Origin of the sequence: Puniceibacterium antarcticum, assembly GCF_002760615.1 — a bacterium.
Lineage (GTDB): Bacteria > Pseudomonadota > Alphaproteobacteria > Rhodobacterales > Rhodobacteraceae > Puniceibacterium > Puniceibacterium antarcticum.
In genome coordinates, this window is sequence record NZ_AWWI01000167.1 from 24,999 (window position 1) to 42,813 (window position 17,815).

A 17,815-nucleotide genomic window follows, 5' to 3' on the forward strand; every position below is an offset into this window, starting at 1 on the left:
CTGGATCTTGGGGAGAGACAGATGAAATTCGTTCTGAGCTGTGCGCTGGCGTTTGGGATGTCGGTAACGGGGGCTGTTTCGGCTGCGGATATGCCTGATCTTGACGGGCGCGAGGTTGTTGTCGCGGTCGAGAATGCCTATCCGCCGTTGCAATATATTGATCCCGCAACGGGCATGGCCATGGGCTGGGAATACGACGCCATGGCTGAGATTTCGAAACGGCTGAATGTCGAGGTGTCCTACGAGAACATCAGCTGGGATGCGATGATCCCGGCCGTGGCTGAGGGCCAGTTCGACATGGGCATGACCGGCATCACCATCCGCGAGGATCGGGCCGAGATTGTGGACTTCTCGGATTCCTACATGCGCTCGGAAATGGTCATGCTGGTGCGGGGCGGTGAGGAGAGGTTTTCTGATGCCGCCGGTTTTGCCGCCGATCCGGATCTGCTGATGGCGGCGCAGCCCGGGACGACGCCTTTCTATGTAGGGGTCTACGACGTGCTGGACGGGGATGAGGCGACTCCGCGAATCCGCCTGTTTGAAACCTTTGGCGCCGGGGTGCAGGCGCTGCGCACCGGGGATGTGGATCTGGTGCTGACCGATGGCACCGCCGGGGCAGGGTATGTGGCGGCCTCTGACGGCGCACTCAAGAGTGTGGGGGAAAAGCTGGGTGCCGAAGATTTCGGGTTCATCTTTCCCAAGGGTTCCGATCTTGTCGCGCCAATCAATGCGGCCATTGCCGGGATGAAGGCAGATGGCACGATTGAGGCGCTCAACAAGAAGTGGTTCCTAGACTTCAAGATGGGCGAGTGAGCGGGCTGACTTTGCGCATCACCATGTTGCGCTGATGGGACCGGCGGTGCCGGGGCGCGGGGATTTTCCCTGGTGGCTTGTTGCGGTGGCAGGGCTTGGCGCGCTGCTTTTCACCCGGGTCCTGATGGATGATCTGCAGGCGCAGATCTTGAGCACATTGCTGAAGGGCGTGCAGATCACCGTCTTTGTGACGTTGGTGGGCTTTGCCTTGGCCGCCAGCCTGGGGCTGGTTGTGGCACTGATGTCGCTGTCCCGTTCGCTGGTCCTGAGACAGGTGGCGCGGTTCTACACCGAAGTGGTGCGCGGCATCCCGATGCTGGTTCTCCTGCTCTATGTCGCCTTTGTTCTGGCGCCGGGGCTGGTCGATCTGCGCAACTGGGCGCTTGGTTCTCTGGGGGTTGACCCGATCCGCACGCGGGAATTTTCACTGCTTTGGCGGGCGGTCATCGCGCTGACCATCGGCTATTCCGCCTTTATTGCAGAGGTGTTTCGGGCCGGATTGATGGCGGTGGAACCCGGACAGATCGAGGCTGCCAACGCGCTGGGATTAAGTCCCTGGCAGCGGTTCCGGCTGGTGGTCTTTCCGCAGGCGATCAAGACGATTCTACCACCTTTGGGCAATGATTTTATCGCGATGATAAAGGATTCCTCGTTGGTATCCGTGCTGGGGGTGCTTGATGTCACGCAGCTGGGCAAGGTCACCGCGGCGGGAAATTTCCGCTATTTCGAAACCTATAATGTGGTTGCGCTGATCTATTTGACGATGACGATCGGCCTGTCTTTGGCCCTGCGGCGGCTAGAGATGCACTTGCGCCAAAAGCCGTGAGCGTCGCGACAGTGTATTTGGGATGCCTCCGGCGGGGATATTTTTGGACAGATGAAACGCGGGCTGAGATTGTAAGGCGGCCTTTGGGGGCCTAGCTATAGGTCAAAGGAGAGCTTTCATGACAAATCCGCTGCTTGCCGATTGGGACACGCCGTTCGGTCTCGCCCCTTTCGCCGCCATTTCCGATGAGGATTATGCGCCCGCCTTCAAAGAGGCCCTGGCCGAACATCTGGCCGAGGTCGAGGTCATCGCCGACAACCCCGAGCCTGCGAGCTTTGCCAATACCATCGAGGCGATGGAAGGCGCGGGCGAGGCACTGGACAAGGTGCTGTCGGTGTTCTTTTCCATTTCGGGTGCGGACAGCAATCCGGTGCGGCAGGATCTGCAACGGCAGTTTTCGCCAAAGCTTTCGGCCCATTCAACCGCGATCTATGGAAATGCCGCATTGTTTGCCCGGGTGCGTGATCTTTGGGAACGGCGCGAGTCGCTGGGCCTTTCGGACGAAGAAGCGCGGGTGCTGATGTTGACGCACCGCGGTTTTGTGCGGGCCGGTGCGGCACTGAATGGGGAGGAGGCAAAGCGCATGGCCGAGGTCAAATCGCGCCTCGCCGTGCTGGGGACAGAGTTCACCCAGAACCTGCTGGCGGATGAGGCGGGTTGGCATATGGCCTTGTCCGAAGGAGATCTGGACGGGTTGCCGGAATTTGTGAAGGCATCGGCTCGTGCTGCGGGTGAGGATCTGGGCAAAGATGGCCCGGTGATCACCCTGTCGCGGTCACTGATTGTACCCTTTCTGCAGTTTTCCAGTCGCCGTGATCTTCGCGAGAAAGCCTGGCGCGCCTGGGTGGCACGTGGGGAGAATGGCGGCGAGACGGACAATACAGGGATCGCTGCCGAAATTCTCGCCCTGCGCGCGGAACGCGCGGCCTTGCTGGGCTACCGCTCTTTTGCCGAATACAAGCTTGAAACTGAGATGGCCGGCAGCCCGGACAAGGTGCGTGATCTTCTGATGCAGGTCTGGAAGCCGGCCCGTGCGCAGGCGCTGGCGGACGGCGAAGTCTTGGAAGGCATGATGCAGGCAGACGGCGTGAACGGCCCGCTGCAGGCTTGGGACTGGCGCTTTTACGCAGAGAAACGCCGCAAGGCCGAACATGATCTTGATGAGGCCGAGCTGAAGCCCTACCTGCAGCTGGACAAGATGATCGAGGCGTCGTTTTCCTGTGCGCACCGCCTGTTTGGGCTAGAGTTCCGGCCGCTGGATGTGGCGCTTTATCATCCCGACTGCCGCGCGTGGGAGGTGCTGCGGGATGGCAAACATCTGGCGGTGTTCATAGGGGATTATTTTGCGCGGTCGTCCAAACGGTCGGGTGCATGGTGTTCCGCGATGCGCAGTCAGGCCAAACGGCCACAGGTCAAGACGCCGATTATCATAAACGTCTGCAACTTTTCAAAGCCATCGAAGGGACAGCCCGCCGTGTTGTCCTATGATGATGCGCGCACGGTGTTTCATGAATTTGGCCACGCGCTGCACCAGATGCTGTCGGATGTGGACTTCGGCTCGGTCGCGGGGACATCTGTCGCGCGGGACTTTGTCGAATTGCCAAGCCAGCTGTTTGAACACTGGCTGGAAGTGCCGCAGGTGCTTGAGGAATTCGCCACCCATGCCGAAACGGGGGAGGCGATGCCGCGCGCCCTGCTGGACAAGGTGCTTAAAGCCGCAAATTTCGATATGGGCTTTTCGACGGTTGAATACATCGCCTCGGCCCTGGTGGATCTGGAGTTTCATGATGGCAAGGCCCCTGCTGATCCGATGAAGATGCAGGCCGAGATACTGGAGCAGGTTGGCATGCCGTCGGCCATCACCATGCGCCATGCGACGCCGCATTTTGCCCATGTGTTCTCAGGTGACGGCTATTCCAGCGGATACTACAGCTACATGTGGTCCGAGGTGATGGATGCTGATGCCTTTGCCGCCTTCGAGGAGGCCGGGTCAGCGTTTGATCCGGAAATGGCAGCGCGGCTTGAGAAGTTCATCCTGTCTGCGGGCGGCTCGCAGGATGCGGAGGCACTGTATACTCAGTTTCGCGGTCGGATGCCGGGCGTTGATGCGCTGTTGCGGGGGCGCGGTCTCGCCGCTTGAAGGCAAGTGAGAATATTGGTGCAAGGGGAATCCTTCTCCTTGCACCAGATCAGAATGGCTTGCGGGTGAGTGTGAAACCTTCGGCCTTGAGCAGGTTAAGCAGTCCAGCCTCGCCCTGAAGATGGGCGGCACCGGCGGCTACCACAATGGGGCCAGCCTTGCCCGCGTCCATGATCACCGGAATCCACGCGCGGTTTCGTGCATCCAGAAGGTCGATCTCCATCCGTGCGAACATCGCGTCGCTTGTTGCAGGATCAAGTGCTGCAAGCTGGCGGGACAGCAGTCGCGAGACTTGCCAGGCTTCTGTTCCGGCCTCTTCGAAATAGCTGGCAAGCAGGGTGGCAAACATGTCCTCGCTGGTGTCGGGTGCAACAAGCGCGGCTTTCACCATCGCGATCTGTTGTTCCATCGGCGCGTCAGAGAAGGTGTTGAACACCGTCTCGTAAGCCTCGAGCGACTGCATGGGCACCTCTGCGGAGAGGGCCATGTCCATGATTCGGCCATCAAGCCCTTGCGCATCCGTCAAATTTGCCGTGGCACAAGGCGGCAGCGACAGCAGCATCGACAGATACCAAGGCTGGAATTTGGCGGCCATGACAGGCGGAACACCGCGTGCACTGGCCGCAGCGGCGAGGGCCTGCCAAGAAGCTTCATCCATCAGTTCAGGCAGGGTGGTGTCGCTCAGCAGCAGCATTTCGGGCCTAGACGACAACGCGCCGGTCAATTCTGCCTGATCTGCGGCAGACATCTCAAGCAAGACCACTTTGGCATTTTCGATCAGCGGCCTGATCCGTTCGGCAGGCGCATCAAGCCGCGGGTCATCCAGATGCACGGTGCCGATCAGGTCCACCACGCTATCCCCCCGCACCGCGCGCCAGCGATTGCCGGTGGCAAAGGGTGTTTCAGCGACAATGGCCTTTAATTCCGCCCTATCAGACTCTGACAAAGTCTGGCGCAGGTCCTGACCCGTGCATTGCGCCATTGCGGGACCGGCAAGTCCGAGGCAAATAAAAAGGCTGGCGATCAGGCGCATAGGGGACTCTCCGGTCAGTTGCCTGATACTTAGGGGTTGCCCTTGTCAGCGGCAAGCAGGCGAAAGAAGATGGGTGTCATGAAGCGGGAAAGCGATCTTTATGCGCCAGTCAAGGCGCTGCTGCAGCGGCAAGGGTATGAAGTCAAGGGCGAGGTCGGCAAGGCCGATCTGGTGGCGCGGCGCGCGGGCGAAGAGCCGGTGATTGTCGAGCTGAAGCTGCGAATCACGCTGACCCTGTTTCATCAGGCCGTGTCGCGGCTGTCCCTCAGTGATCTGGTCTATATCGCTGTACCCCGTCCCGAAGGCGCGCAGGCAAAGCGCGCGCTGAAGGACAACTCGGCGCTGTGCCGTCGGTTGGGATTGGGGTTCATCACCGTGCGCGCCGATGGCGTGACCGAAGTTCTGTGTGACCCGGCGGGACCAACACCCCGACGCAATCGCAAGGGGCAGGCGCGCTTGCTGCGGGAATTCGACCGGCTGCGCGGTGATCCAAACGACGGCGGCGCGACACGTTACGGGATTGTCACGGGGTATCGGCAGGACGCGCTGCGCTGCGCGGCGCATCTTGCCGAACATGGAGCGAGCAAGGGCGCCGTGGTGTCCAAGGCAACAGGTGTGAAACCTGCAACTCGGATCATGGCCGAGAACCACTATGGCTGGTTCGCGCGCGTCGAAAAGGGCGTCTACGCGCTGAGTGATGCAGGCCGGGCGGGTCTGGTCCACTGGGCGGAGTCCTGGGAATCGTGATCCTGCAAACTCAGGGGCGGGGGCGCCAGCCTGCCCATTGGCGGATTTCAACTGGAATGTTCACCGGAAGATGCCGCCGGCGTTGTGTTCTGCGTCTGGGATCATATCTGATCGAAACGGCACATAATCCCTCTGTCGACACTGGCAAGCTTGCTCTGACTTCAAGCCCGGAGGAGGCAAATTTTTGCAAAATCCCGTGTTGACAGGTGCACCCTCGCTCCATACCTATGCGTCGTTAGCACTCGACTGACGTGAGTGCTAACGGCCTGCCCGACGACGGGGGGCCAAGAGAAACTTTGAGCCAAGGAGACTCGAAGATGGCATTTAAACCGCTCCATGACCGTGTGCTTGTTCGCCGTGTTGAAGGCGATGAAAAGACCAAGGGTGGTCTGATCATTCCCGATAGCGCGAAAGAAAAGCCCGCTGAAGGTATCGTAGTTTCGTGTGGCGATGGCGCCCGCAAGGATTCTGGCGAACTGATCGAAATGGCTGTTTCGGCAGGCGATAAGGTTCTGTTCGGCAAGTGGTCGGGCACCGAAGTCACGGTCAACGGCGAAGAGCTGCTGATCATGAAAGAATCCGACATTCTCGGGATCATCGAGGACGACGCGGCTGCAAAAGCAGCCTGAGCTGTCACGACCTCTGATTCCATTCACTGAATAACAGGAGAAATCCATATGTCTGCTAAAGACGTGAAATTCGGCACTGACGCACGTACGCGTATGCTCAAAGGCGTGAACATCCTCGCCGACGCCGTCAAAGTGACCCTAGGCCCCAAAGGCCGTAACGTCGTTCTGGACAAGTCGTTCGGTTCGCCGCGCATCACCAAGGACGGTGTGTCTGTCGCCAAAGAGATCGAACTGGAAGACAAGTTCGAGAACATGGGCGCACAGATGGTGAAGGAAGTTGCTTCCCGCACCAATGACGAAGCTGGCGACGGTACCACCACCGCGACGGTTCTGGCTCAGGCCATCGTCAAGGAAGGCATGAAATCCGTTGCTGCCGGCATGAACCCGATGGACCTCAAGCGCGGCATCGACCTCGCGACGTCCAAAGTGGTTGAAGCCATCAAGGCCGCTGCCCGTCCGGTGAACGATTCCGCTGAAGTTGCTCAGGTCGGTACGATCTCTGCAAACGGCGAAGCTGAAATCGGTCGTCAGATCGCGGATGCGATGCAGAAAGTCGGCAACGAGGGTGTTATCACCGTCGAAGAAAACAAAGGCCTCGAAACCGAGACCGATGTTGTCGAAGGCATGCAGTTCGACCGCGGCTACCTGAGCCCCTATTTCGTCACCAACGCTGACAAGATGATTGCAGATCTCGACGACTGCATGATCCTGCTGCACGAGAAGAAACTCTCGTCGCTCCAGCCGATGGTTCCGCTGCTCGAAGCCGTGATTCAGTCGCAAAAGCCGCTGCTGATCATTGCTGAAGATGTCGAAGGCGAAGCACTTGCGACCCTCGTGGTCAACAAGCTGCGTGGCGGTCTGAAAATCGCTGCTGTCAAGGCACCGGGCTTTGGTGACCGTCGCAAGGCCATGCTGCAGGACATCGCGATCCTGACCGGCGGCCAGGTGATCTCCGAAGATCTCGGCATGAAACTTGAGAATGTCACCATGGACATGCTCGGGTCGGCCAAGAAGGTCACGATCACCAAGGACGAGACCACCGTCATCGACGGCGCGGGCGAGAAGGCAGAGATCGAGGCACGCGTTGCTCAGATCCGCAACCAGATCGAAGAAACCACGTCCGACTACGACAAAGAAAAGCTGCAGGAACGTGTTGCGAAGCTCGCAGGCGGCGTTGCAGTCATCCGCGTTGGCGGCATGACCGAAACCGAAGTGAAAGAGCGTAAAGACCGCGTTGATGACGCACTGAACGCAACACGCGCAGCTGTTCAGGAAGGTATCGTCGTTGGCGGCGGTGTTGCCCTGATCCAGGCGGCCAAGTCCCTCGCAGGTCTTGAGGGCGAAAACAGTGACCAGAACGCCGGTATCGCAATTGTGCGCAAGGCGCTCGAAGCGCCGCTGCGTCAGATCGCAGAGAACGCCGGTGTTGACGGATCCGTTGTTGCTGGCAAGATCCGCGAATCTTCGGACCTGAAGTTTGGTTACAATGCTCAGACCGACGAATATGGCGACATGTTCAAGTTCGGCGTCATTGACCCGGCCAAGGTTGTGCGCACCGCGCTTGAGGATGCATCCTCGATCGCTGGTCTGCTTATCACGACCGAAGCGATGGTTGCTGATCGTCCTGCCAAAGAAGGCAATGGCGGCGGCGGCGGTATGCCCGACATGGGCGGCATGGGCGGCATGATGTAAATCACGCCATCTTACCGGATGATTTGGGGTCGCCTTCGGGCGGCCCCTTTTCGTATAGCGAAGACTGTGGGCAGCCTTGGCGAAAGTGGTTCGCTCTTTCTCAGGATGGAAAAGCGGCGTATCTGACGGCCCATGCGTCTTGTCCTGCTTCTTATCGTTGTGCTGATCACCATGCCGTTCGCGGGACCCGCCCGGGCCGCGCCGGGGGACTGCGTGATCCTGCTGCATGGTCTCGCACGCAGTGAATACTCCTTTGCCTTGATGGCACGGGTGCTGACGGTGCGCGGCTATAAGACCGTGGTTCCGGGGTATGAATCGACCTCGGCCCGGATCCAGACACTGGTTGATGAGACCCTGCCACAGGCCATGGCGCAGTGCGGTGAGCGGCGCGTGCATTTCGTGACCCATTCCATGGGGGGCATTCTGTTGCGGGTCTGGCTGCGCGATCACCGTCCGGCACTGATGGGACGCGTTGTCATGCTCGCCCCAGCCAATCACGGAAGTGAGCTGGTGGATGAGCTGGGTGGGCTTGAGCTCTTCACCTGGCTCAACGGCCCTGCAGGACAGCAATTGGGCACCGGGCCCGAGGATTTGCCGGCGCAACTGCCCCCCGTGGATTACGAATTGGGCGTGGTGTCGGGGACGCGCTCGCTCAACCCGCTTTTTTCCGAACTTATTCCGGGGCAGGACGACGGCAAGGTTTCAGTCGCCTCGACCGAGGTCGCGGGTATGAAGGCGCAGATCATCATGCCCGTTACACATACCTTTATCATGCAGGCACCCAGCGTCATGGCGCAGGTACTGGTGTTTCTTGAGGACGGCCAGTTCGATCCCGATCTGGACTGGACCAAGGTTTTTTCGGCACGCGAACTGGCATGCCTCGTGGGGATTTGTGGCGATGACAATTGAAGTAACGCTAGAGGGTGCAGAGGTTCTGCGGCCAACCGGCTGGGACAAAGGTCCTTTGGCGATCTCTGGCGGTCAGATCGTGGACGGTACAGTTGGTCGGCGCGTGGATCTGTCAGGCTATCTTGTGCTGCCCGGGATCGTCGATGTGCATGGCGACGGGTTTGAACGCCACATGGCCCCCCGGCGCGGCGCGCTGCGCGAGGCGTCGCACGGGGTGGTCGCCTGCGCGGCAGAGCTTGCAGCGAACGGCATAACCACCGGCGTTCTCGCGCAGTTCTTCAGCTGGGAGGGCGGCATGCGCGGCCCGGACTTCGCCGAACATGTCTTTGCAAGCGTCAATGCCGTAGCACCGTCGCTTCCGGTGGATGTGCGCCTTCAACTGCGCCTGGAAACACACCTTTTGGATGACTATGCCCGGGCCGAGGCTGCGGTGGATCAGTTCGGAATCTCCTACGTCGTGTTCAACGACCATCTGCCCCATGACCGCCTGTCCGAGGGCCGCAGGCCGCCGCGCCTGACGGGGCAGGCGCTGAAAGGTGGCCGCAACCCCGAGGATCATTTCCGTATGCTGCTGGATCTTGAGGCGCGATCCTCAGAGGTGCCCGAGGCAGCCTCGGCTCTGGCTGCGCGTCTGGTGGCAAAAGGAGTGCGTCTGGGATCGCATGATGACCACGACGCCGAAATGCGGCAGGTCTGGCGCGCGCGCGGCGCTCTGGTGTCGGAATTCCCGGAAACACTGTCTGCGGCGTCCGAAGCTGCGGGCGCGGGCGAGCCTGTGGTGCTGGGCGCGCCCAATCTGGTGCGCGGGGCAAGCCACAAGGGCAATGCCTCGGCGCTGGATCTGGTACAGGCGGGCTGCGTTGATGCGCTGGCGTCCGATTACCACTACCCTTCTCCGGCGCGCGCGGCCTGGCGGCTGGTCGAGCTTGGGGTCTGTGATGCTCCAGCGGCCTGGGCGCTGGTCTCTGACGGTCCGGCCCAGGTTCTGGGTCTGACGGACCGTGGACGGCTGCAAACGGGGCTGCGGGCGGATCTCATCGTGATTGAGCTGGACACACATCGCGTGGTCGCGACACTTTCCGCCGGGCAGGTGGCCTATCTGTCCGGGCCGGTGGCGGCGCGGTTCATCGCCTGATCGCCACCCGGTCGCTTCAGCCGGGAAGGATGTGGTTCACATGGCCCATCTTGCGGCCCGGCTTCACCTCGGTCTTGCCGTAAAGATGCAGCGCGGCGTGTTGTGCTTTCGCGAGTTCCGCAAGGCGGTCCAGATCGTCCCCGATCAGGTTTTCCATGCGCACATCGGAATGGCGTGCCCCATCTCCCAGCGGCCAGCCGGTGATCGCGCGGATATGCTGCTCGAACTGATCCACCGCACAGCCATTCTGGGTCCAGTGGCCGGAATTGTGCACCCGTGGCGCGATTTCGTTCACCACGAGGCCTTTGGGTGTGACAAACAGCTCGACCCCCAGCACACCGACATAGTCGAGCGCATTCAGGATGCGCGCGGCGATCAGTACGGCGTCCGAGCGCTGCGACGGGCTCAGCCGGGCCGGAACGGTGGTGGTGCGCAGGATGCCGTCTTTGTGGACGTTCTCACCCGGATCGAAACAGGCCACCGACCCGTCCAGCCCCCGCGCCGCGATGACGGACACCTCGTGGCTGAAGTCGATGAACCCTTCAAGGATCAGCGCGCTGCCCTGCAGATCCTCCCAGGCGGCGGCGCTGTCTTCGGGCGCCATGATCCGTGCCTGCCCCTTGCCGTCATAGCCAAAACGGCGTGTCTTGAGGATGGCAGGCGTGCCGATCTGTGACAAAGCCGCCTCCAGCGCGGCGGCATCGGGAATATCGGCATACGGGGCCGTGGTCAGGCCCAAGTCCTGCAGAAAGGCCTTTTCCGTCAGCCTGTCCTGACTGATCCGCAGAACCTCGCGTCCCGGATGGATCGGGCGCAGGTCCTGCAACAGATCCAATGCCTCGGTCGGGATATTCTCGAATTCATAGGTGATCACGTCAACGGCTTCGGCAAAGCTGCGCAGCGCCTTGTGGTCATCATAGGGCGCCGTCGTGACCGCATGGGCAACGTCCCCCGCCGGGGGCAGGGTGCCGGGTTCGAAGATATGACTGCGATAGCCAAGACGCGCGGCGGCGACCGAAAGCATGCGGCCCAGCTGGCCGCCGCCAATGATACCGATGGTCGAGCCAGAGGGGAGGGGCATTGTCATGTCAGTCTCATTCTTGCTGCGGTCTTGAGGTAGGTAAGAAGGTGCCGGGCGTCAGGATGTCAAGTTGCGATCCGGCTCGTCCGGGATCGAGGCCGACAGATCGGCGCGCCATCTGTCCAGCCGTTCGGCCAACGCAGCATCCTGTAACGCGAGGATGCCGGCGGCCATAAGCCCGGCATTGGCAGCACCCGCAGCACCGATCGCCATGGTCGCCACCGGAAAGCCGCGCGGCATCTGCAGGATGGAATAGAGGCTGTCGACCCCCGAAAGTGCGCGGGTCTGTACCGGTACACCGATCACCGGCACCCGCGTCTTGGACGCCATCATGCCCGGCAGATGTGCTGCCCCTCCGGCCCCGGCGATGATCACCTGAAGTCCGCGCTCGACAGCGGTCTTGCCATAGTCCCACAACCGGTCGGGCGTGCGATGGGCGGATACGATTTTGACCTCATGTGAGATGGCAAGCGCCTCCAGCATATCTGCGGCCTCTTTCAGTGTGGGCCAGTCGGACTGGCTGCCCATGATGATGCCGACTTTGACCTTCGCCTGTGTCATTCAGATCCCTCGATATTGCGAAAGCGCACTATATGCATTTGAGGGATAGGAGCAATGTCGCCAGACCGCTCTTGAACGGCAACTGTCGAAGAATGCGTGTTTTTGAAGGGAAGAAGCTGGCGGATGGTCACCTTGGTCACCTGTGCGGCGGGCATGTTTTAAACTGCCGTTCCCGCCTTCTTCTCTTCTCGAATATTCAAATTGAAAGGACAGTGAAAAGCGCCGGCGTGTTCCTGCGTCCTTACCGTTCAGGCGGTGATGTCGGGCAGAAGGCGGTCCTCGATCAGGGCGATCTTGTCCTTGAGGTACAGCTTTTTCTTCTTCAGACGCTGCAGAGTCAGCTGATCTGCCGTACCGCGGTCCTGCAGGGCGCGTATCGCGTCATCGAGATCACGGTGTTCGCGTCGGAACACCTCAAGCTCGACACGCAGCACGTCATCGGTTTTCATCGAGATTTCGCCGGGTGCGTTCATGGCTGGTCTGAATCCTTGGGCTGGCTGAATTTCAGAATAGCGACTCGCAGCCCCCGCGCAAAGCCCTTGCTTTGCCACACCGCAGTTCCCATATTTGAAGAGCAAGGTTGCCATAACGGGACCTTCGCAGACTGTCGCTTGTGCAAGAGGACGTGTCGATGACAAAAATGACACTGGGATCACACCCCCATATGCTGGGTTTTGAGCAGTTGGAGCGCTTGCTGGAGCGTACCGCCAAGACCGGAAACGAAGGCTATCCGCCTTTCAATATCGAACAGACGGCTCAGGATGCGTATCGCATAACGCTCGCCGTGGCGGGGTTTTCCGAAGGAGATCTCGCGATCACCGTAGAAGACCGGCAACTGGTGATTCGCGGTCGCAGCCGTGAAGATGCGCCAGAGCGTATTTTCCTGCATCGCGGCATCGCGGCGCGCCAGTTTCAGCGGTCTTTTGTGCTGGCTGACGGAGTCGAGGTTGGCGAGGCGGTTATGGAAAACGGATTGCTGCATGTCGATCTCACGCTGTCTCGACCCGAGATGGTTGTGCAGACAATACAAATCAGAAAGGGGTAAGCAGGTGAATACCAAGTATGATTTCGACGGACAGGACGAGGATCGACTGGTCTATGTAAGGCCCGTTCTGGTCAGCGATCTGCCCGAGGATGTGCAGGACCAGGTCGAGGATCAGGATATCCTGTATGCCGTGCACCGCGCGGACGGAGAGCGTCTTGCCCTTGTCACGGACCGCAGCATGGCGTTTTCGCTGGCGCGTGAAAACGATCTTGCCCCGGTGACCGTGCATTGAGCCAGAGCCGAGGGCTGTAAAACGTAAAAGGCTGCCCCGTCAGGGCAGCCTTTTTTGTGACCGGATCGTGCGTTGTGTCAGGCGGTTTCATCCACGGGTGCGCCCCATCCCAGCGGTTCCGTTTCGTCTTTTCCGGAATCCAGATTCTGCTCGGAAAGCCAGCGCTCCGCCTCAAGGGCTGCCATGCAGCCCATTCCGGCTGATGTCACGGCCTGCCGGTATTTGTGATCTGTCAGGTCGCCAGCGGCAAAGATCCCGGGGATGGACGTTGCGGTGCTGTCCGGTTTTGTCAGCACATAGCCGCCCATATGGGTTTCCAGCTTGTCCTTGACCAGTTCGGTTGCCGGGGCGTGGCCAATGGCGACAAAGACGCCCTTGGCCGCGATTTCGGTGATCTCGCCTGTTTCGACGTGACGCGCCCGCACGCCTTCGACACCCAGTGGTGACTCGGCACCGATCACTTCGGCCAGTTCATGGAACCAGAGCGTTTCGATCTTGGGGTTCTTCATCAGCCGATCCTGCAGGATCTTTTCTGCCCGCAGTGTGTCGCGGCGGTGGATCAGCGTGACCTTTGAGGCAAAGTTGGTCAGAAACAGGGCCTCTTCCACAGCGGTGTTGCCGCCGCCGATCACCACGATCTCCTGTCCCCGGTAAAAGAAGCCGTCGCAGGTGGCGCAGGCGGACACGCCAAAGCCCTTGAACTTATCTTCCGACGGCAGGCCAAGCCACTTCGCGCGTGCGCCAGTCGCCAGAATCACCGCATCTGCGGTATAAATTGTGCCGCTGTCAGACTGCGCCACAAAGGGGCGGCTGTCCATGTCGAGAGAGGTGATGATGTCGCCGATGATCTCTGTCCCCATGGCGCGGGCATGAGCCTCCATCCGAATCATCAGGTCAGGGCCCTGAACCTCGGTGTCACCGGGCCAGTTTTCGACCTCGGTGGTGGTGGTCAGCTGGCCGCCCGGTTCGATCCCCTGCACCAGAATCGGCGAAAGCATCGCCCGGCTGGCATAGATGCCGGCTGTGTAACCGGCCGGGCCCGATCCGATGATCAGAACCTTGGTGTGGCGTGTCTTGGTCATCAAAAGACCCCTTCGCGTGTGCTTGCGTATCCCGTTCAGGCTTTGCATATACGCGCAGGCAAGCGCCGGCGCAAATCCGGGACACGCAGCCGTGAGCAGCAGGTTTTTAACCAAAGACAGGTTAAGATACTTGCGCAATTGTGTTATATTATTGCGCGTTCTCAGGGTTGTGTGGTAACAAACAAAAAAAAGGGGGTAAGGGCGTGCCGGCACACAGGCTTGATCCGATCGACCGTAAAATTCTCTCCGAACTTCAGGCCGATGGCCGGATGACCAACGTGGAACTTGCCAAAAGGGTTGGCATTTCCGCGCCGCCCTGTCTGCGCCGCGTGCGCACGCTCGAAGAGCAGGGATTCATCCGAGGGTATCATGCCGATGTCGACCCGCGCGAGCTGGGATTCGAGGTGCAGGTGTTTGCCATGGTTGGCTTGCAAAGTCAGGCAGAGGTGGATCTGAGCGCCTTTGAAGAGCGCTGCCGCAACTGGCCGCTTGTCCGGGAATGTCACATGCTGAACGGTGAGGTGGATTTCATCCTGAAATGCGTCGCCCCGGACCTGAGCACCTTTCAGAGCTTTCTGACAGGCCAGCTGCTGACCGCATCCAATGTGGGCAGCGTCAAGACATCGCTTGTCATTCGTGGTGCCAAGGATGAACCCGGTGTGCCCTTTGAAATTCTCGAAGAGCGTCTGAGCAGATCTGCCTGAAACTCTCAGCATAGGGCCTAGAGCGGGTTCAGAGCCGGATGGCGGAAATCAGGCGACCATAATCCGCCTCTTGGTCGTGGGTCGTGCGACGGAAGGAATAGAATCGCGCGGCATCTGAGTAGGTGCAGTGCCGCGTCCATTCCGCCGCGACACCGGCAAGGCGCAGCCGGTAGAGGCCAAAGGCCGGCAGGTCGAAATGCAGCCGATCGCCGGTCCCATTGGCAAAGAAACGCGCATATTGCGGGTCTTCTGCCAGAAAAGTCTCAAAGAACTCGGGGCCGACCTCATAGGCGCGCTGACTGATTGCCGGCCCTATGACCGCAGCGATCGTGTCACGATTGCCCCCGAGCACTTCCATCGCGTCCACTGTCCGCTCCAGAATCCCTTCCAAGGCCCCGCGCCAGCCGGCATGGGCCGCGCCGATCACGCCGTTTTGTGTATCGGCGAACAGCACGGGCTGACAATCCGCCGTAAGGACCGACAGGGCAACGCCGGGGGTTGCAGTGACAAGCGCGTCAGCTTTTGGCTTGTCCGCCAAGGGGCCGCTTATGGCCACGACATCCGTCGAATGCACCTGATGCACGCCGACAAGATGGCTGGGCGCCACCCCCATCGCCTCGGACACGCGGGCACGGTTGATCGCCACGATCTCGGTCTGGTCTGTTGATCCGGTGCCGCAGTTCAATCCGGCATACACGCCCGAGGACGCGCCCCCCTTGCGGGTAAAGAAGCCGTGGCGAAACGGCGATAGGCTGTTGGCGGATATGATTTCAAGCATCATGGGCGAATCCGGGGGGCGTCGGGGCGCCGTGGGGGAAGAATCCAATCATCTTGAACACCGTCCCCATTTCATCGGGGTGGGTCAACCGGCGATGTGCGGCAATGTGACTGCTGAGGGCATCCGGCTGCATGTTCCGGGCCAGCGCCTGCGCCCGTGTTGTGATGCCAAGGCGCTCCAGAAACACCCCCTGCGGGGTCAGTGTGGTATGGGCACAAGGCGCGGCCTCGGCCAGCGCTTGAAAATCCACATGGGCGGTCAGATCGGCCTGCCCGGGATCCTGCAGCGGATCGGTTTTGCGATGCCGGCGAACCGCCTGAAACGTGTCGCCCAGGCTGCGCCAGCTGCCATAATCCGCGATCAGGGCCAGCCCGCCATGGTCAGCGATGCGCTGGCCAAGGGCTTCGGCGATGGGCAGGGCGGGGGCACAGGTTTCGACCAGATCACCATTCCGCGTGTCCTCCAGCCGCCCTGTGAGGCGCGCATCCGGCAGCGCATCGGTCAGGCCAAAGCTCAGCTTTCCGTCGTGCAGGCCGACCACCCGTTCACGCCATCCATCGCCATCACGCAGGAATTGCCGGACCGGAAGGGCGTCAAAGAATTCACTCGCCACGGCAAAAAGCGGCGCATCTTTGGGCAGTCCCTCTGTGCTGTTGTGCCATACAGGCGTTGTAGCGCTGAGGGCTTCGGCCTGGCGGGCGCGCAGACCTGCGGAAACCTCAACCAGGTGCAAGCGCGCGGCGGCATGAAATCCGGGCACACGCGCGGTTGCGCGCAGAATATCGGCCATCAGCGTTCCGCGACCGGGACCAAGTTCGGCCAGAGTGAATGCCGCAGGCGCGCCCTGATCCAGCCAGGCCTGTGCCAGCGCGAGCCCGATCAGCTCTCCGTACATCTGGCTGATTTCGGGCGCGGTGGTGAAATCGCCGCTGGTGCCAAAGGGATCGCGCGTTGTGTAATAACCATGCTCCGGATGCAAAAGGCAGGCGTGCATGTATTGCGCAATACTCAGAGGGCCGTGTGTTGCGATCTGCGCCGCAAGGATATCACGCAGCGTCGTCATCAGCGGCGGCGCGCCCAGATGATCAGTGCCAGACCCAGCAGGATCATTGGCAGCGACAGCATTTGTCCCATTGTCAGTCCGTAACCACCAATATGCCAGGCAAGCCCCAGTGGATTGCCGGGTGAGACAAATTGCGCATCCGGCTGACGCACAAATTCCACCAGAAACCGTGCCAGCCCGTAACCCGCGATGAAGACGCCGGTCAGAAGGCCAGGCCGCTTCAGTGTATTACTGCGAAAGGCCAGCCAGATCAGCAGCACGCCCAGCAACAGCCCCTCAAGCGCAGCCTCGTACAGCTGAGAGGGGTGGCGGGCGCAAAGCTCGCCCAAGGCCTGTCCGCAGGACTGCGCCATGTCTCCGGGAAAGATCACCCCCCAGGGCAGCTCCGTCGGGCGGCCCCAAAGTTCGGCATTCACGAAATTCGCAAGCCGTCCCAGCATAAGCCCCGGCGGCGTGGCCAACGCCATCATATCGGCGAGCGACAGCAGTGGCAGATTGTTGCGCAGGCCATAGATCAGCGCGGCCAGCGTGACCCCGATCAGCCCGCCATGAAATGACATGCCGCCCTGCCACACCATCAGGATCTGCATCGGATTGCTGAGGTAATAGCCCGGCTCGTAGAAAAGCGCAAAACCCAGGCGACCACCCAGAATTACCCCAAGGATAATCCAGGTCAGCAGATCCTCGACCTGCGCGGGTTGCATGGGCGATTTTTCAGCGGGCCATAGCGCGGGGCGCCTGACCGCGGTCACAGCAAGTCGCCACGCGATCAGGATGCCTGCTATATAGGCCAGCGCATACCAGCGCAGGGCAAACTCCATCCCGAAAACCGAGATCGAAAACAGTTCGGGCGAAAGGGGCGGGAAAGGGATACCTGTGCTCATTTGCAGCTAATTGCCTCTGGCTGTGCGCGGAAGTCAACCGGCTGGCGGACTTGTGACCCGGGCGGTCACGGCCCATATAGGAATCAGATGTAACGGCGGAGAGTACCATGCAGACGCGTAACAAAGTTTTTGATGATATCTCGCAGCTCATGACCAACGCCATGGGCGTGGCTCAGGGTGCGCGGGAAGAAGCGCAGACAGCGATGAAATCCATGCTGGATCGCTGGTTGGCGGATCGCGATTTCGTTACCCGCGAAGAATTTGATGCGGTTCGCGCCATGGCGCAGAAGGCCCGTGAAGAGAACATGGCCCTCAAGGCCCGTCTCGATGCGATTGAGGCAGGTAAGTAACACTTCTGAAACAGGTACCATTTTATAGGTATCTCAGAGGAATCTCGATAAAAATGTGACGCAGGGTCACTTGTTAAAGACCCTGCGCTCCTTCGCTTGATCCCTGAATAG

Annotated in this window: 20 protein-coding genes; 12 read left to right on the forward strand and 8 right to left on the reverse strand. The window is 60.4% G+C overall.

Features of this window, described 5'->3' with window-relative positions; all coding sequences use genetic code 11:
• Nucleotides 1-21 precede the first annotated feature (21 nt).
• The 3 genes from P775_RS23210 (at nt 22) to P775_RS23220 (ending at nt 3,779) form a co-directional block, all read left to right on the forward strand.
• Nucleotides 22-813, forward strand: coding sequence for a transporter substrate-binding domain-containing protein (locus P775_RS23210; protein WP_099913215.1), 792 nt, complete (start codon nt 22-24; stop codon nt 811-813).
• Between the two features lie 34 nt (nt 814-847).
• Nucleotides 848-1,639, forward strand: a complete 792-nt coding sequence (locus P775_RS23215) for an amino acid ABC transporter permease (protein ID WP_099913216.1) — start codon at nt 848-850, stop codon at nt 1,637-1,639.
• A gap of 118 nt (nt 1,640-1,757) precedes the next feature.
• Nucleotides 1,758-3,779 carry a M3 family metallopeptidase gene (locus tag P775_RS23220; protein WP_099913217.1) on the forward strand — a complete coding sequence of 674 codons (2,022 nt, stop codon included), beginning with the start codon at nt 1,758-1,760 and terminating at the stop codon, nt 3,777-3,779.
• 49 nt (nt 3,780-3,828) lie between these two features.
• On the opposite strand, the gene P775_RS23225 is transcribed toward P775_RS23220, so the two are convergent.
• Nucleotides 3,829-4,812, reverse strand: coding sequence for a TraB/GumN family protein (locus P775_RS23225; RefSeq protein ID WP_099913218.1), 984 nt, complete (start codon nt 4,810-4,812; stop codon nt 3,829-3,831).
• A gap of 78 nt (nt 4,813-4,890) precedes the next feature.
• On the opposite strand from P775_RS23225, the gene P775_RS23230 reads away from it, so the two are divergent.
• The 5 genes from P775_RS23230 (at nt 4,891) to P775_RS23250 (ending at nt 9,924) form a co-directional block, all read left to right on the forward strand.
• Nucleotides 4,891-5,559, forward strand: coding sequence for a DUF2161 domain-containing phosphodiesterase (locus P775_RS23230; protein WP_099913219.1), 669 nt, complete (start codon nt 4,891-4,893; stop codon nt 5,557-5,559).
• Between the two features lie 317 nt (nt 5,560-5,876).
• The gene (locus P775_RS23235; protein ID WP_099913220.1) at nt 5,877-6,188 is read left to right on the forward strand and encodes a co-chaperone GroES; all 312 of its coding nucleotides are present in this window, start codon (nt 5,877-5,879) and stop codon (nt 6,186-6,188) included.
• A gap of 48 nt (nt 6,189-6,236) precedes the next feature.
• Nucleotides 6,237-7,880, forward strand: a complete 1,644-nt coding sequence (gene groL / locus P775_RS23240; protein WP_099913221.1) for a chaperonin GroEL — start codon at nt 6,237-6,239, stop codon at nt 7,878-7,880.
• A gap of 132 nt (nt 7,881-8,012) precedes the next feature.
• On the forward strand, nt 8,013-8,789 hold the full coding sequence (locus tag P775_RS23245) for an esterase/lipase family protein (RefSeq protein WP_180287553.1): 777 nt from the start codon (nt 8,013-8,015) through the stop codon (nt 8,787-8,789).
• Nucleotides 8,779-9,924: an alpha-D-ribose 1-methylphosphonate 5-triphosphate diphosphatase gene (locus tag P775_RS23250; protein ID WP_099913222.1), complete on the forward strand. Its 1,146-nt coding sequence runs from the start codon at nt 8,779-8,781 to the stop codon at nt 9,922-9,924. The genes P775_RS23245 and P775_RS23250 overlap by 11 nt, the downstream gene beginning before the upstream one ends.
• Before the next feature lie 16 nt (nt 9,925-9,940).
• Here the strand turns inward: P775_RS23250 and P775_RS23255 are convergent, their stop codons facing one another.
• The 3 genes from P775_RS23255 to P775_RS23265 all read right to left on the reverse strand — a co-directional run bounded on the left by P775_RS23255 (nt 9,941) and on the right by P775_RS23265 (nt 12,039).
• The gene (locus P775_RS23255; protein ID WP_099913223.1) at nt 9,941-11,011 is read right to left on the reverse strand and encodes a 5-(carboxyamino)imidazole ribonucleotide synthase; all 1,071 of its coding nucleotides are present in this window, start codon (nt 11,009-11,011) and stop codon (nt 9,941-9,943) included.
• Between the two features lie 51 nt (nt 11,012-11,062).
• A complete protein-coding gene (gene purE, locus P775_RS23260) occupies nt 11,063-11,566 on the reverse strand; it encodes a 5-(carboxyamino)imidazole ribonucleotide mutase (RefSeq protein ID WP_099913224.1) in 504 nt (167 codons plus the stop codon).
• A gap of 248 nt (nt 11,567-11,814) precedes the next feature.
• Nucleotides 11,815-12,039, reverse strand: a complete 225-nt coding sequence (locus tag P775_RS23265) for a YdcH family protein (RefSeq protein WP_089270156.1) — start codon at nt 12,037-12,039, stop codon at nt 11,815-11,817.
• A 158-nt stretch (nt 12,040-12,197) separates the two neighbouring features.
• Here P775_RS23265 and P775_RS23270 point away from each other — a divergent pair, with 158 nt between their 5' ends.
• On the forward strand, nt 12,198-12,611 hold the full coding sequence (locus P775_RS23270; RefSeq protein WP_099913225.1) for an Hsp20 family protein: 414 nt from the start codon (nt 12,198-12,200) through the stop codon (nt 12,609-12,611).
• 4 nt (nt 12,612-12,615) lie between these two features.
• The gene (locus tag P775_RS23275) at nt 12,616-12,843 is read left to right on the forward strand and encodes a DUF1150 family protein (RefSeq protein ID WP_099913226.1); all 228 of its coding nucleotides are present in this window, start codon (nt 12,616-12,618) and stop codon (nt 12,841-12,843) included.
• Nucleotides 12,844-12,920: 77 nt separating this feature from the next.
• Here the strand turns inward: P775_RS23275 and trxB are convergent, their stop codons facing one another.
• Nucleotides 12,921-13,925, reverse strand: a complete 1,005-nt coding sequence (gene trxB, locus P775_RS23280; protein ID WP_099913227.1) for a thioredoxin-disulfide reductase — start codon at nt 13,923-13,925, stop codon at nt 12,921-12,923.
• Nucleotides 13,926-14,128: 203 nt separating this feature from the next.
• Between trxB and P775_RS23285 the strand changes: the two genes are divergently transcribed.
• The gene (locus tag P775_RS23285; protein WP_099913228.1) at nt 14,129-14,629 is read left to right on the forward strand and encodes an Lrp/AsnC family transcriptional regulator; all 501 of its coding nucleotides are present in this window, start codon (nt 14,129-14,131) and stop codon (nt 14,627-14,629) included.
• Nucleotides 14,630-14,657: 28 nt separating this feature from the next.
• Here the strand turns inward: P775_RS23285 and pgeF are convergent, their stop codons facing one another.
• From pgeF to lgt, 3 genes are read right to left on the reverse strand one after another with little or no spacing between them, the layout of a single operon-like run.
• Nucleotides 14,658-15,410: a peptidoglycan editing factor PgeF gene (gene pgeF, locus P775_RS23290; protein ID WP_099913229.1), complete on the reverse strand. Its 753-nt coding sequence runs from the start codon at nt 15,408-15,410 to the stop codon at nt 14,658-14,660.
• Entirely contained in the window at nt 15,400-16,470 is a 1,071-nt protein-coding gene (locus P775_RS23295) for a class I SAM-dependent methyltransferase (RefSeq protein WP_099913230.1), read from the reverse strand. The genes pgeF and P775_RS23295 overlap by 11 nt, the downstream gene beginning before the upstream one ends.
• On the reverse strand, nt 16,470-17,354 hold the full coding sequence (lgt, locus tag P775_RS23300) for a prolipoprotein diacylglyceryl transferase (RefSeq protein ID WP_099913231.1): 885 nt from the start codon (nt 17,352-17,354) through the stop codon (nt 16,470-16,472). Before lgt ends, P775_RS23295 begins: the two co-directional genes overlap by 1 nt.
• A gap of 107 nt (nt 17,355-17,461) precedes the next feature.
• Between lgt and P775_RS23305 the strand changes: the two genes are divergently transcribed.
• The gene (locus tag P775_RS23305; RefSeq protein WP_099913232.1) at nt 17,462-17,704 is read left to right on the forward strand and encodes an accessory factor UbiK family protein; all 243 of its coding nucleotides are present in this window, start codon (nt 17,462-17,464) and stop codon (nt 17,702-17,704) included.
• Nucleotides 17,705-17,815: the final 111 nt, after the last annotated feature.

What these genes read in the sequence shown, in the direction of transcription:
- P775_RS23210 (WP_099913215.1), top strand. Translation starts at nt 22, where the DNA reads ATGAAATTCGTTCTGAGCTGTGCGCTGGCGTTTGGGATGTCGGTAACG.
- P775_RS23215 (WP_099913216.1), top strand. Translation starts at nt 848, where the DNA reads ATGGGACCGGCGGTGCCGGGGCGCGGGGATTTTCCCTGGTGGCTTGTT.
- P775_RS23220 (WP_099913217.1), top strand. Translation starts at nt 1,758, where the DNA reads ATGACAAATCCGCTGCTTGCCGATTGGGACACGCCGTTCGGTCTCGCC.
- P775_RS23225 (WP_099913218.1), bottom strand. Translation starts at nt 4,812, where the DNA reads ATGCGCCTGATCGCCAGCCTTTTTATTTGCCTCGGACTTGCCGGTCCC.
- P775_RS23230 (WP_099913219.1), top strand. Translation starts at nt 4,891, where the DNA reads ATGAAGCGGGAAAGCGATCTTTATGCGCCAGTCAAGGCGCTGCTGCAG.
- P775_RS23235 (WP_099913220.1), top strand. Translation starts at nt 5,877, where the DNA reads ATGGCATTTAAACCGCTCCATGACCGTGTGCTTGTTCGCCGTGTTGAA.
- groL (WP_099913221.1), top strand. Translation starts at nt 6,237, where the DNA reads ATGTCTGCTAAAGACGTGAAATTCGGCACTGACGCACGTACGCGTATG.
- P775_RS23245 (WP_180287553.1), top strand. Translation starts at nt 8,013, where the DNA reads ATGCGTCTTGTCCTGCTTCTTATCGTTGTGCTGATCACCATGCCGTTC.
- P775_RS23250 (WP_099913222.1), top strand. Translation starts at nt 8,779, where the DNA reads ATGACAATTGAAGTAACGCTAGAGGGTGCAGAGGTTCTGCGGCCAACC.
- P775_RS23255 (WP_099913223.1), bottom strand. Translation starts at nt 11,011, where the DNA reads ATGACAATGCCCCTCCCCTCTGGCTCGACCATCGGTATCATTGGCGGC.
- purE (WP_099913224.1), bottom strand. Translation starts at nt 11,566, where the DNA reads ATGACACAGGCGAAGGTCAAAGTCGGCATCATCATGGGCAGCCAGTCC.
- P775_RS23265 (WP_089270156.1), bottom strand. Translation starts at nt 12,039, where the DNA reads ATGAACGCACCCGGCGAAATCTCGATGAAAACCGATGACGTGCTGCGT.
- P775_RS23270 (WP_099913225.1), top strand. Translation starts at nt 12,198, where the DNA reads ATGACAAAAATGACACTGGGATCACACCCCCATATGCTGGGTTTTGAG.
- trxB (WP_099913227.1), bottom strand. Translation starts at nt 13,925, where the DNA reads ATGACCAAGACACGCCACACCAAGGTTCTGATCATCGGATCGGGCCCG.
- pgeF (WP_099913229.1), bottom strand. Translation starts at nt 15,410, where the DNA reads ATGATGCTTGAAATCATATCCGCCAACAGCCTATCGCCGTTTCGCCAC.
- P775_RS23295 (WP_099913230.1), bottom strand. Translation starts at nt 16,470, where the DNA reads ATGACGACGCTGCGTGATATCCTTGCGGCGCAGATCGCAACACACGGC.
- lgt (WP_099913231.1), bottom strand. Translation starts at nt 17,354, where the DNA reads ATGAGCACAGGTATCCCTTTCCCGCCCCTTTCGCCCGAACTGTTTTCG.
- P775_RS23305 (WP_099913232.1), top strand. Translation starts at nt 17,462, where the DNA reads ATGCAGACGCGTAACAAAGTTTTTGATGATATCTCGCAGCTCATGACC.